This is a genomic window from Pseudomonas oryzihabitans (genome assembly GCF_024652905.1).
Lineage (GTDB): Bacteria > Pseudomonadota > Gammaproteobacteria > Pseudomonadales > Pseudomonadaceae > Chryseomonas > Chryseomonas benzopyrenica.
Window position 1 is genome coordinate 946,827 of sequence record NZ_CP102428.1, and the last position, 11,153, is coordinate 957,979.

General features: G+C 62.1%; 13 protein-coding genes. 6 read left to right on the forward strand and 7 right to left on the reverse strand.

What is annotated here, in order from left to right:
• Positions 1-8: 8 nt before the first annotated feature.
• On the reverse strand, positions 9-1,199 hold the full coding sequence (locus NRG74_RS04425; RefSeq protein WP_257705809.1) for an aromatic amino acid transaminase: 1,191 nt from the start codon (positions 1,197-1,199) through the stop codon (positions 9-11).
• A 258-nt stretch (positions 1,200-1,457) separates the two neighbouring features.
• Between NRG74_RS04425 and NRG74_RS04430 the strand changes: the two genes are divergently transcribed.
• The 3 genes from NRG74_RS04430 (at position 1,458) to NRG74_RS04440 (ending at position 2,995) form a co-directional block, all read left to right on the forward strand.
• Positions 1,458-1,877, forward strand: coding sequence for a CidA/LrgA family protein (locus tag NRG74_RS04430; RefSeq protein WP_257705810.1), 420 nt, complete (start codon positions 1,458-1,460; stop codon positions 1,875-1,877).
• The gene (locus tag NRG74_RS04435) at positions 1,870-2,556 is read left to right on the forward strand and encodes an LrgB family protein (RefSeq protein WP_257705811.1); all 687 of its coding nucleotides are present in this window, start codon (positions 1,870-1,872) and stop codon (positions 2,554-2,556) included. Before NRG74_RS04430 ends, NRG74_RS04435 begins: the two co-directional genes overlap by 8 nt.
• A gap of 223 nt (positions 2,557-2,779) precedes the next feature.
• Positions 2,780-2,995, forward strand: coding sequence for a hypothetical protein (locus NRG74_RS04440; protein ID WP_231893098.1), 216 nt, complete (start codon positions 2,780-2,782; stop codon positions 2,993-2,995).
• A 139-nt stretch (positions 2,996-3,134) separates the two neighbouring features.
• On the opposite strand, the gene NRG74_RS04445 is transcribed toward NRG74_RS04440, so the two are convergent.
• Together NRG74_RS04445 and NRG74_RS04450 are read right to left on the reverse strand one after the other, a co-directional pair.
• Positions 3,135-3,380: a hypothetical protein gene (locus tag NRG74_RS04445; RefSeq protein WP_064309036.1), complete on the reverse strand. Its 246-nt coding sequence runs from the start codon at positions 3,378-3,380 to the stop codon at positions 3,135-3,137.
• 671 nt (positions 3,381-4,051) lie between these two features.
• Positions 4,052-4,480 carry a nuclear transport factor 2 family protein gene (locus NRG74_RS04450; protein WP_257705812.1) on the reverse strand — a complete coding sequence of 143 codons (429 nt, stop codon included), beginning with the start codon at positions 4,478-4,480 and terminating at the stop codon, positions 4,052-4,054.
• Between the two features lie 171 nt (positions 4,481-4,651).
• On the opposite strand from NRG74_RS04450, the gene NRG74_RS24460 reads away from it, so the two are divergent.
• A complete protein-coding gene (locus NRG74_RS24460) occupies positions 4,652-4,879 on the forward strand; it encodes a diguanylate cyclase domain-containing protein (protein ID WP_367576069.1) in 228 nt (75 codons plus the stop codon).
• Positions 4,880-5,060: 181 nt separating this feature from the next.
• Here the strand turns inward: NRG74_RS24460 and NRG74_RS04455 are convergent, their stop codons facing one another.
• From NRG74_RS04455 to NRG74_RS04465, 3 genes are all read right to left on the reverse strand, one after another.
• Positions 5,061-6,455, reverse strand: a complete 1,395-nt coding sequence (locus NRG74_RS04455) for an OprD family porin (protein ID WP_257705813.1) — start codon at positions 6,453-6,455, stop codon at positions 5,061-5,063.
• A 72-nt stretch (positions 6,456-6,527) separates the two neighbouring features.
• The gene (locus NRG74_RS04460) at positions 6,528-7,091 is read right to left on the reverse strand and encodes an antibiotic biosynthesis monooxygenase (RefSeq protein WP_257705814.1); all 564 of its coding nucleotides are present in this window, start codon (positions 7,089-7,091) and stop codon (positions 6,528-6,530) included.
• A gap of 66 nt (positions 7,092-7,157) precedes the next feature.
• Entirely contained in the window at positions 7,158-7,844 is a 687-nt protein-coding gene (locus tag NRG74_RS04465) for a hydrolase (protein WP_257705815.1), read from the reverse strand.
• Positions 7,845-8,113: 269 nt separating this feature from the next.
• On the opposite strand from NRG74_RS04465, the gene NRG74_RS04470 reads away from it, so the two are divergent.
• Entirely contained in the window at positions 8,114-8,575 is a 462-nt protein-coding gene (locus NRG74_RS04470) for a Rid family hydrolase (protein WP_257706554.1), read from the forward strand.
• On the opposite strand, the gene NRG74_RS04475 is transcribed toward NRG74_RS04470, so the two are convergent.
• Positions 8,572-9,573, reverse strand: coding sequence for a LysR family transcriptional regulator (locus tag NRG74_RS04475; protein WP_257705816.1), 1,002 nt, complete (start codon positions 9,571-9,573; stop codon positions 8,572-8,574). The two genes, NRG74_RS04470 and NRG74_RS04475, sit on opposite strands and share 4 nt — an antisense overlap.
• A 577-nt stretch (positions 9,574-10,150) precedes the next feature.
• On the opposite strand from NRG74_RS04475, the gene NRG74_RS04480 reads away from it, so the two are divergent.
• A complete protein-coding gene (locus NRG74_RS04480; protein ID WP_257705817.1) occupies positions 10,151-11,149 on the forward strand; it encodes a response regulator in 999 nt (332 codons plus the stop codon).
• The last annotated feature ends 4 nt before the right edge of the window (positions 11,150-11,153 follow it).

The following is an 11,153-nucleotide window of genomic DNA, read 5'->3' on the forward strand; positions in this document are numbered from 1 at the left end:
CCAGCGGTTCAGCGGATAACGTCCGCGATCGCCGCAGACACGTAGGCGAGCTTTTCCTCGGTCAGGCCCGCCAAGCACAGGCGGCCATTGTCGACCAGATAGATCCCATGATCCTGACGGAGCCGCAGCACCTGCGCCCGGGTGAGATGCGTATAGGAAAACAGGCCCCGGTGGCGACGGATGCGCTCGCCGAGTGGCAGGCCCGCCTCGACCAACGCCTGTGCCAGCAACTCGCGCATGGCGGCGATGCGGGTGCGCATGGCGTCTACCTCGGTCCGCCAGAGATCGGCCAGTTCGCTGCCCAGGACCAGGTCCACCAGCAGAGCGCCATGCCGCGGCGGACTCGAGTAATGCCGTCTCACCGTGGCTTGCAACTGGCCCAGGGCCTTGGTCGCCAGTGGCGCAGAAGAGCAGACGACCGACAGGGTGCCCAGCCGCTCGCCGTACAGCGAAAAGTTTTTCGAGAAGGAATAGCTCACCAGGAAGCTCAGACCTGCGCGCTCCATTTCCCTGATGGCGAAGACGTCCGCTTCCAGTCCTTCGCCGAAACCCTGGTAGGCACAGTCGACGAAGGCGATGAGTTCGCGTTCGGCCAGTACCTGGATGACCGCCAGCCACTGGGCGTTGGTCAGATCCAGGCCGGTGGGATTGTGACAGCAGGGATGGAGCAGGACGATGCTGTGCCGGGGGAGGGTGCTGAGGGTGCCGAGCATGGCCTCGAAGGCGAGCTCGGCTGAGGCCGGCCGGCAATAGGGGTAGGTGCCGACGGTGAAGCCGGCCCCGGCGAAGAGGGCGAGGTGATTGTCCCAGGTCGGGTCGCTCACCCAGACCCCTGAATCCGGAAACCATTGACGCAGGAAGTCGGCACCGGTCCGCAGGGCGCCCGATCCGCCCAGGGTCTGGATGGTCGCGATCCGCCCCTCCGCCAGCGCCTGGCTCTGGTCACCGAACTGCAGGCGCTGAGCGTTCAGGCGATAAGCGTCGTGACCCGCCATGGGAAGATACATCGAAGGTGCCGGCGCTGCTTTCCTCAGCTGCTGTTCGGCCGCCGCCACCGCCTGCAGCACCGGTAACCTGCCCTGCGCATCCAGATAGACCCCGACACCCAGATTTACCTTTTCGGGTCGGGTGTCGTCCTGATAGGTCTTGATCAGCGACAGTATCGGGTCGCCCGGGTACTCGGCTAGGTGTTCGAACATGGTTGTACGGATATCCGATTGGCAGGGTACGGCGACCTGGATCGAGGCGCTACTCACGGCATTGAGCCGAACGCACCGGGTACCTTTCGCCGATCTCAGCATGGATTTGCACAGGCATTTTCAGCTGTGCCTATAGTGAAAAGGCTAGCATGGGCCCGCTCACGCCAGCCGTAGCAGGTGAGCCGCAGAAAGGCCATATCAGGGCGATTTCCATGCTTTCCGGCGGGGCGCAGGTCCGCAGCTCGATGCGAGTTTTCCATGTTGGACGTTGCCGCGCACGCCGTTATTGAAGGCTATTCAACAAGAAAGCTATCACTCAGGGTGGTTATGAATATCTCGGGTTTTTTGACGCTTGTAGGGTGCTATCTGCTGGGCTCTGGTATGACGAACGTCATAGGGGGCATTCCGGCCAGTGTCCTGGGGATCATCGTTCTGTTCACCCTGTTGATGCTCTTGCGCAGGGTGCCGGAAGGCGTGGAGACCATGGCGGGCAATCTGCTCAGGTACCTGCCTTTGATGCTCGTGGTGCCCGCGGTGGGAATCGTTGATTTCAGCGGTATCGAGGCCTCGGTCTGGTTACGCCTGGTGCTGGTCATCGCCCTGTCTCTGCTGGTCACCGTTCCCTTGTGCGGCTGGCTGCTGCAGTACCTGATCGGTAGAAACAAAGACCATGTCTGATCAAGCCCTGGCGCCCCTGCTGGCCTTGTCCCTGACGCTCGCGGCCTATCAGTTGGCGCTCGTGCTGCAACAGCGCCTGCGCCTGATCATGCTGCAACCCGTGCTGATCACCACGGCGATCGTCGCCACCGTGCTCTGGGTCGGGGGGATTCCCTACGAGACGTATCGCGGCGCCAGCGGGATGCTCTCGATGCTGCTCGGGCCCACCACCGTAGGCCTGGCCGTTCCGCTCTACAAGAACTTCCCGCGGGTAGTGGCGCTCTGCAAGCCGCTGCTGATAACCCTCACGGTAGGGGGCGTCGTGGGCGTTTCCCTGACCCTGTCGTTGGGCTGGCTGTTTGGCTTGTCGGAGACCCTGCTGATGAGCCTGGTGCCGAAGTCGGTCACCATGCCGATCGCCTTGCCGCTGGCGGATCATTTCGGTGGCATCGCGCCCTTGACCGCCGTGATCGTGATGCTGACCGGCGTCATCAGCACCACGCTGGCGCTGCCGCTGCTCAAGGTCTTCAAGGTGGAAGATCCCGCGGCTCGCGGCTTGACCCTGGGCATGAACGGCCATGCCATCGGCACGGCTCATGCCTTGCGCGAGGGCCAGGAAACGGCAGCCTTCTCGGCGCTGGGCATGATTCTGTTGGGCATCGTCACCGCGCTGGTGCTGCCTCTGGTGCTGGGCTTCTGAGCGACAGCGCCTGAGTGAATGGGACAGCTCGCCAGAGTCGCCTCTTGGTGGAGAACGATCAGGGCGAAGCCGACCGCCCTGGTCGAGCTAGCAACTGCCGCTCAGTCATCATTCTCGACACTTCGTGCAATAACCATTGCCAGCCCAGACCCTGTCCGGAAGATGATGGCGATAGGCCAGTCGGTGTTCGGCAGCCGTGCTTACAGGGACAGACGTGATGGGCATGGAAGACAACGAATCTCAGACCCCGCTCCAGCGGCTGGGGCAGCTGAATCTGACCAGGCTCATGGAGCAGGCTCGCATCGATCGAGACTTCATGAGTCGAGTGGTGACCGTACTGGAAGAGTGCGGTGTCGATGATCGTACCGACGAAGAAAACAGCCTGCTCGAATGGGCGCGTGCCTACCAACGGCGGCCGGGTAAAGACACTGGCGGATAGGCGGCTTCACACAGCGCCTGTCATTCCACTCGCGCCCGTGCATCTCGGTCTGGCAATGCAGCTCGGGATGTCTGTCACGGCGTTTCGCCGGCTCCTCGTCCGGGACCCGGTGAGCGGTCGAGTCGACAGGGGCGATGAGTCAGGATTGGCGGGTACCGTCGCATGAGCTGCCGTTGGTGACCGAGTCCAGTTCCAAGGGCGCCAGCAAGGCGGTTTCCGCCACCAGGTCGGCAACTCTCTGATTGAGATCATGTACTGCCTGCAGCACGGCTCGGACGTCCGGGTCATCGCAGTCGACCTGGCTGAGCTGGCTGGCGTTTTCCTGGAGTTGGCGATGAAGGCCAAGTAGCGCTTCGCGGGCTTGGCCTTGGGGATCGGGGTGCATGATCAGGTCTCGAACATCGATCAGGTAAATGGCACCAGGCCACTATGATTCGCCCGTTCGAATATCGCAATAATCATTTGGGCGATGTCGCTGGATTTCGACGAGTGGCTGGCGCGCCACGATCTTCACAGCCTGGTGGCCCCTGGCTTGACGTGCCGAAGGATAGGACTGACGACTCACACGCCTGGTGAAAGCGTCCAATCGTGACGTCGGGCCGCAGTGACAGCGCGGTGCTGTTCTCCAGCCGATCTGATGTCAGGCGCCGCGCTGGCCGATGAAGGAAGCCAGCTTTCTTCAATATGGCTGTCTTGCTCTCCGAGGATGCGCTACGACGCAAGTGGCAAGCGGTCAGGTACTGGTGAACTCTGAGCCGCGGTCAGCTCAGGAACAGTCAGATTGATTTCGAAGGCCAACTGCCGATGCGGACACGCAAGCGGGCCAAGATCGACTGACCTGCTGGCGGAGATTCGCCAGCCCAGCTTAGGGACGTCGATGGCCCGGTGCAGCGTGACAGGACTGTCTAAGGGATCAACACCGATGCCGGCGGCTTGCAGAAGACCCAAGGCCAGCGAGGCGGCAGTTCATAATGTGGCAGCGGTAGGGGGGACCGAGAGAGCGTCGATCTTCTACGACCTTCCATGGCGATCGACGCCGCCTCTGTCGAAGGGTTATCAGAAGCGAAATGCCTGACGACCGATCAATAGCCACTGACCATTCTGCTTCTGCCAGATCTGAAAATTCTCGATTTCAGTTGGCACGACTTTTCCGCTGTTTACAGCCTGGGCCGAGAAGTGATTGCGAACCAGCGCGACATCCCCCGACAGGGTGATCTTCTGGTTGAGCATCTTCAGGTCGTTGAACGCACTCTTCCCCGTCTCGATGTCGGCGATGAACGCCTGCTTGTCCTGAATGTTGCCGCTTGAATGCCCATACGTCAGGTTGTCAGCGGTCAGTGCCTTGAGTTGCGCTATGTCCTTGTGCCACATGGCTTGGGTCAGCTTGTCCACGGCGGCAGCTACGTCACTTTCATCATGGGGAGCGGCGGCGACATAACCGGTGAACAGGCAGAGGAAGCCTACCAAGAGCGTCAGCTTTTTCATGTCGAGATTCCTTTGTTGTAGTTATTGGAACGAAGCGAGGCGTCGCCGATGATTTTGTTTGTCCGTCATCGTACAACTAAATTAATTCTGCCTGCCTGACAGGCGTGAATGCAACCGCTCGTAACTTGCGTAACTCGCCATCCCGGGGTGGGCGGTGATGTGATAAGGCGCATGGGTGAAGATGAGTTCGCTGTCGCTTCGACGTGCAGCGATAGCACCGACGCAGCGGCCATTATCCAACGTCTGCTCCATAGCCCGAAGGCGCCTTTCGACAACCACGGCGCGGATGTGCGGGTCGCCGCGTCGATTGGCATAAGCCGCTCGGGGCCAGGGGCGGCAACAGCCAGGGTGGTGTTCGAGCGTGCCGATCGAGCGACGTATCAAACCGAGGGAGCGTAACGGATCGTACGAGGTTCACGGGCGGGCGACAGGTTCCATCGACTGACCGGCAACGCCTGCGTTTGCGCTTCGGTCGAGTGACGTCCTGCGGTCCATGGCATGAGCCGAGCCGTCAGCACGAACCTGCACGCCGAACGGTGGGACGGTTTCATCGCTAAGCCGCGACTCATGGCGCGTGCCCTCAAATGAAGCCACGCAGCGGGTACTCGACGATGAGATACAGCCGATCAAGGTCTCGCCCGTCCTGGGCGTCGTTGCCTCGGTGACTCACGTGGGAAAGCGTCACCCGCAGATCCTTGGCCGCGCCCTGCTGGACCCGGTAACGCAGGTCGAGATCTCGTTCCCAGTGGCGTCCGCCCGCCTCCAGTGAACGGGCATAGGCGCTGTCAGGACTGGTATGGGTACTGTCGATGCCACGGCCGCTGACGTACCGCGCCATCACACTCAAGCCGGGATGACCGAATACCGCGAGATCCAGATCGTACCGCGCCTGCCAGGACCGCTCGCCGGCGCCGTTGAAATCGGCGTATTTGACCGAGTTCGCCAGGTAGATAGAGTCGCCGCCCACGAAGTCGAAAGGGGTCCGTCCTTCGACCCGTTGGTAAGCCAGGGTGAACGTCTGAGCACCGATGCGATGGCTGCCTAGCAGGCTGTAAGCGAGCGTATCGATCGCGCCAGCGGTGGCAGATCCCTGGTCCCGCGTACGGTAGGCGTTGGCCTCCAGCGTCCAGCTGGCATCGCTCACCCTGAGGTTGAGATAGTCTTGCCGCCAACGGTCATCCAGTTGTGCGGCGTAAAGGGCAGCGCTGAACGTCCGGGTGACGGCGAAGCGTGCGCCGACGAGGCTGATGGCACTGCCGCGGGTAGAGACTCCTGCTCCTTCCAGATCGTCATGAGAAGAGCGACCAGCCTGGTTCTTGAAGCCTGTGAAGTGTCCAAGTTGCAGCTGCATGTCCGGTCGCGGCGTACCCTCGAGCATCCATCCGGTGGCGTATTCCGGTTGCAGGCGCTTGTCAGCCGTATCGAAAACGGGCGTCTCGACCATCATTTCGCCATAGCGAAGTTGATAGGTCCCCATTCGGACTTTCAAGGCTCCACCAGCGGACGCGTAATTCCCACTACGCCCCTTGCCATCGACCGGCAGCAGTCCAGTACCCGTGTGTCCGCGGCCGCCATCGAGCTTCAGTCCAAGGAAACCGTGTACATCGAAACCCACGCCAAGCACCCCGTCGGTGTAGCCGGAGCGCAGCTCGCCGATGACGCCCTGCGCCCATTCCTGTTGGTAGCTCTGCTGGCCGGGACCGACCTCGTCGCGCAGGTCGCTGTGCAGGAAGTAGTTGCGCAGCAAGACATCCCAGCTTGCGGGAGCGGGTGTTTCGGCCGCGGTGGCGGACTGGCCAGTGGCCGTTGCCAGCAACAGACCCAGCAGCCAGCCTCGCAGGACCGAACCCTGCCAGCGCTTTCCCAGGTAACGATGCCCGAGCACTCGCCTACCGGTCGCCACTGCGGTGGAGGGGGCTGACGGCAGGTCTGCCGTGTGCAGATGGCGGTCGAGCAAGGTTGCGGCGGCGCTCATGGGTATTCCTTATGAACGAACGGAAGGGCTATCGCGGACGAAGGGGAGGAGGGCGGCGGAAGGACTGGCGCGCTATGGGGTGTCAGCGCTGAGCCAGGGATTCAGCGCGCGGGTGGCCAGCGGCATGAAGAGGTACACCACCAGCACCACGATGCTCAGAGTGATCAGCAGGTTGCTCATCAGGTAGCCGGCGAGCCAGGGGACGACGCCGAATACGGGCCGCCAGAGGGCGGGTACCAGCAGACTCAGGGGCAGAATGACCAGGAAGCTGACGACCACCTGTTTCCAGCGTGCAGGTGCCTGGTCGGCCTCCCAGGGCGCGAACCAGAAGTCCTTGCCGAGCTGGATTTCGGTGTTGTCGCCATCCTGCAGCCACGGGCGTGCCTGACTGACGAGCCACTGACGGGCAGAGGATTCGAGCCATAGCTGCAGGTGCTGCATCTCGTCGAAGCGCAACACCGAGGTGAAATCAAGGACATCTCCATGGCGTTCGCGGCCTACGTCCACCCCGAGGTGGCCCGGGAATTGACTGGCGGCCTCGATGGTCTGGTGCAGCCAGGTTTCGTAGCGCTGTTCGTGCTGTGGGTGGACCTGTTGGCGCACGACCAGGGTCGCGGTAGTGGAAGAGGGATTCATGAGTAGGACTCCTGCGTGGGCAATGGAAGTGCCAGCACCGCCCGAGACGGTGGGGCTGGCAGTGGCTCAGACGGCCGCGGCGACCGGCGCCAGGGTGGGGCCGTGAGCGACACGCTCGGGGGCCTTGTGCACCATGGTGTAGGCATAGTCGACACCCATGCCGTAGGCGCCGGAATGCTCCTTCACCAGGCCCATGACGGCGTCATAGGTATCGCGGTTCTTCCAGTCGCGCTGCCATTCCAGCAGGACCTGCTGCCAGGTCACCGGGATCACGCCGGCCTGGATCATGCGCTGCATGGCGTAGTCGTGAGCGGCCTGGGTGGTGCCGCCCGAGGCGTCGGCGACCATGTAGATCTCGTAGCCCGCGTCATGCATGGCGGAGAGGGCGAAGGTGGTGTTGCACACCTCCGTCCAGAGGCCGGAGACGATGATCTTGTTGCGGCCATTACGCTTGAGCGCATCGCGCACCTTCTGGTCGTCCCAGGAGTTCATCGAGGTGCGCTCGAGCAGCGGCGCCTCAGGGAACACGGCGAGCAATTCGGGATAGGTGTGGCCGGAGAAGCTTTCGGTTTCGACCGTCGTGAAGATGGTGGGCACGTTGAAGATCTTGGCGGCCTTGGCCAGGCCGACGGTGTTGTTCTTCAGCGTCTGGCGATCGATGCTCTGGACACCGAAGGCCATTTGCGGCTGCTGGTCGATGACGATCAGCTGGCTGTTCAGGGGAGTTAGGACTTCGGTTTTGGAGTTGTTCATGGCTTCACCTATCGATTGAGTGTGGTTTGGGCTGTGCGTCGTGCGGCGATCTCGGCGGCTCGCCTTCAAGGGGGCGACGGCCTCGTTCGCAGCGGTTGTGACCGGAACTGGTATCCAAGGTAAGGGATCAATCGAGGCTGTGCTTGTGCACTTTTGCACCTTTGAAAGCGCAAATTTGCGCCATGAAAATCGTCAGCGCGCTGCTAGGGTTTGGCCTTCCAATCACCCGGATTCCGCATCGCGAATCCACTTTCCGCGAGGAACAGGCAATGGCAGCAGCACAGTTGAAGGACAAGAACACGGCGTACTGGGGCGTACCGTGGGAGCAGGCCTACGGCTATCCGCAGGCCCGTAGGGTGGGTGACGAAATCTTCGTCTCGGGGCAGTTCAATCACGACGCAGACGGCAATCTGGTAGCGCCCGCACCGCTGGACAGCGAGGGTCGCCCCAGCGATTTTTCCACCATGGGCGAGCAGATGCGCACCGCCTACGACAACATCGCCAAGCTGCTCGCGCTCTATGGCGCAAGCCTGGAAGACGTGGTCGAGGAGACTCTCTATGTGCTGGATATGGACGCCGCCTTTGCCGTCGTCGGTAAGGTGCGCAAGGCGGCCTACGGTTGTGAGGCGCCGCGCTGCGCCAGCAACATCATTGGTGTTTCGAGGCTGGCCCAGCGCCCGCAGCTGATCGAGATCGCCTGCCGGGCGGTGATTGGCAGTCGCGCGCGCTAGGTAGAGGCTTCGCTGTCTTCGAGCGCAGTGGCAAACGGGCGCTGACCTTCCACCAGCGCCTTCTGCTCGGCTACCGCCGCCGCACAGAACGCCATGAAGGCCTTTACCCGCCAGGACTTGCGGATGTCCTGATGAGTCAGCAGCCAGAGTTCGTCATTGAGCTCTGGCACCACCGGCCCCACGCGCACCAGACCGGGCGTGCTGTCGCCCAGCATGCAGGGCAGAAAGCCGAAACCCAGCCCTGCCACGATGGCCGCACTGGCGGCGGCGACCGAATCAGTACGGTAGGAGACGTCCTCAGGGGCAACTCGGCATTCCAGGTAGGCAGCCGCCTTGAGGTTGGCCAGGGCGGAGGCGTAGGACACCCAGGCCTGGCCGGCCGCATAGGGATCCTCCTGCCGCACCCTGTTGCGACTGCCATAGGCGGCCCAGGCAATGGTGGCCAGCCTGCGACCGACCAGGCTGTCGGTGGGCTTTCTGGTGGCCCGGATCGCGATGTCGGACTCGTCCCGTGCCAGACTCAAGGTCTGATTCCCCACCAGCACCTCGATGGTCATGCCATCGTTCGCCGCCTTGAAGTCGGCGATGATCGGGGTCAGGAAGTACAGGAGCAGCGAGTCGCTGGTGGTGATCCGCAGTTTGCCCAGTGGACCCTGTGCAGCGCGGGAGACACGTCGTGCGACGCTGACGATATCCAGTTCGACCCGCTCGCCCAAGGCACGCAGTTCCTCGCCTTCGACCGTCAGCTGATAGCCGGAGCGACGGTGGTCGAACAACGCCACGCCCAGGGTTTTCTCCACCTGCGCCACTCGCCGGGAAACGGTTGAGACGTTGATGCCCAGTTTCTTGGCGGTAGCCGCACGGTTGCCGGACTCGCTGAGCGCCTTGATGATGCGCAGGTCGTCCCAGGACAGCTGGTTGACCGCCGCCCCTACATCCCAGCGCGCTGCAGCCTGATCAGGTTGGCTTGGAGAAGCCGGTTTTGCTGAAGCGTCCACACCGGAGGTTTCCGTCTGCTGTTGACGGGCATCATACGAAAAAGGGTGCTGCGGAACCAAGGTGACAACCAAGGAGGTAGATCTTCCAACAAAGGATCAGGCCCTACGCGTGGGGCCATCCAGCATTCGGCATCTACGCGGGTTGCCGCGCGCTTCTGCAGCTTCGAACGTCCCGATTAGCGCTCGTCATGGTCCTATCAGCCGGGCTTCTTCTCCAAAGGACCAAGACGTTAATTAACGTAAATGTGCTGGATTAACGTTAATTAACGCTCAGGCGATATCTCCCCCGTTTAATCTGCTCGCCAGCGTGTCCGTCCATTTGCTGCGCCTGCACCTGTGCCCCAGCTGGACGATTGTTGCGACGGTGTCGTACGCGGCAGCCGATTCGATGGCGCGCTCCAATGACGCGTACCGATGGACGGAACATTCAGGCTTGCCGGTCCGCGCGTTGGCGGATAGCGCCGTAGCCTTGAACCACGGGACCGACGCGTTAATGCCAATTTCAATAGTAATACTATCGATAGATAACTGACGTCATACTTTGATCGTCAGCCACTACCGAGCCGGCTAGGAGCTTATGATTCGTCTAGGAGATGTGTGGGTATCGATCGAGCGCCGTGAGGCGTTTCGCCACGACCAGCCGGTTCGGCTTGGCAGCCGCGCCTTTGACCTGCTCGAGTGTTTGCTGGCAGCGCCTCAGCGGTTGCTTACCAAGGACGAACTCATCGAAGCGGTATGGCCGGATACGGTGGTCGAGGAAAACAATCTCCATGTCCAGATGTCTTCGCTACGCAAGCAGCTGGCGCTGGATCGCGATCTGCTCGAAACCGTGGCCGGCCGTGGTTATCGACTGAATCTGCCCGTCGCACAGATCGCCTCCGCCAAGGTCCATCCGCCAGCGGTCGCCAAGGCGGATGACCGATCGCCCGACTGGAGAGCCCTGGCTACCGTGCATATCGTCGACGATGAATCGACGGTACGTAACGGCCTGGTTCGCCAGCTTAGATCGGCGGGGTTCAGCGCGCTCGCCTACGCCTCCGCCGAGGCCTACCTGTCGACCTGCTCCTTCGAGGATCCCGGCTGTCTGCTACTGGACGTGCGCCTGAGTCAGAGCAGCGGTCTGGATCTGCAGGCGGAGCTTGCCCAGCGTGGTATCAAGGTGCCGATCGTCTTCATGACGGGCTTCGGCACCATCGACCTGTCGGTACGGGCCATGAAGGCGGGAGCGGTCGGCTTCATCACCAAGCCCTTCGACGAGTCGGCGCTGTTCGACAGCCTGCAGGAAGCCCTGGAAACGGCGCATCGACTGCATGTGCAGGCGCGACGCGAAGATGCGATCCGCGCGCGCTTCGCCACCCTGTCGCCGCGCGAACAGGAGGTTTTCGGTCTGCTGGTCCAGGGCCGACGCAACAAGGACATCGCGCTGGCGCTGGGACTCCAGGAGGTTACCGTCAAGCTGCATAAAAAGCACATCATGACAAAACTGAGCACACGCACCCTAGTGGAGCTGGTCCTGCTGGGTAGAATGGCGGGAAGGCTGCCTGATAGCGCGACGCTCGACATCCAATCCGCCTGAACAG

Excerpts from the sequence above, each read along its gene's own strand:
- NRG74_RS04430 (WP_257705810.1), top strand. The coding sequence starts at position 1,458 with ATGTTGGACGTTGCCGCGCACGCCGTTATTGAAGGCTATTCAACAAGA.
- NRG74_RS04465 (WP_257705815.1), bottom strand. The coding sequence starts at position 7,844 with ATGAACAACTCCAAAACCGAAGTCCTAACTCCCCTGAACAGCCAGCTG.
- NRG74_RS04440 (WP_231893098.1), top strand. The coding sequence starts at position 2,780 with ATGGAAGACAACGAATCTCAGACCCCGCTCCAGCGGCTGGGGCAGCTG.
- NRG74_RS24460 (WP_367576069.1), top strand. The coding sequence starts at position 4,652 with ATGGGTGAAGATGAGTTCGCTGTCGCTTCGACGTGCAGCGATAGCACC.
- NRG74_RS04460 (WP_257705814.1), bottom strand. The coding sequence starts at position 7,091 with ATGAATCCCTCTTCCACTACCGCGACCCTGGTCGTGCGCCAACAGGTC.
- NRG74_RS04435 (WP_257705811.1), top strand. The coding sequence starts at position 1,870 with ATGTCTGATCAAGCCCTGGCGCCCCTGCTGGCCTTGTCCCTGACGCTC.
- NRG74_RS04470 (WP_257706554.1), top strand. The coding sequence starts at position 8,114 with ATGGCAGCAGCACAGTTGAAGGACAAGAACACGGCGTACTGGGGCGTA.
- NRG74_RS04455 (WP_257705813.1), bottom strand. The coding sequence starts at position 6,455 with ATGAGCGCCGCCGCAACCTTGCTCGACCGCCATCTGCACACGGCAGAC.
- NRG74_RS04480 (WP_257705817.1), top strand. The coding sequence starts at position 10,151 with ATGATTCGTCTAGGAGATGTGTGGGTATCGATCGAGCGCCGTGAGGCG.
- NRG74_RS04450 (WP_257705812.1), bottom strand. The coding sequence starts at position 4,480 with ATGAAAAAGCTGACGCTCTTGGTAGGCTTCCTCTGCCTGTTCACCGGT.
- NRG74_RS04445 (WP_064309036.1), bottom strand. The coding sequence starts at position 3,380 with ATGCACCCCGATCCCCAAGGCCAAGCCCGCGAAGCGCTACTTGGCCTT.
- NRG74_RS04425 (WP_257705809.1), bottom strand. The coding sequence starts at position 1,199 with ATGTTCGAACACCTAGCCGAGTACCCGGGCGACCCGATACTGTCGCTG.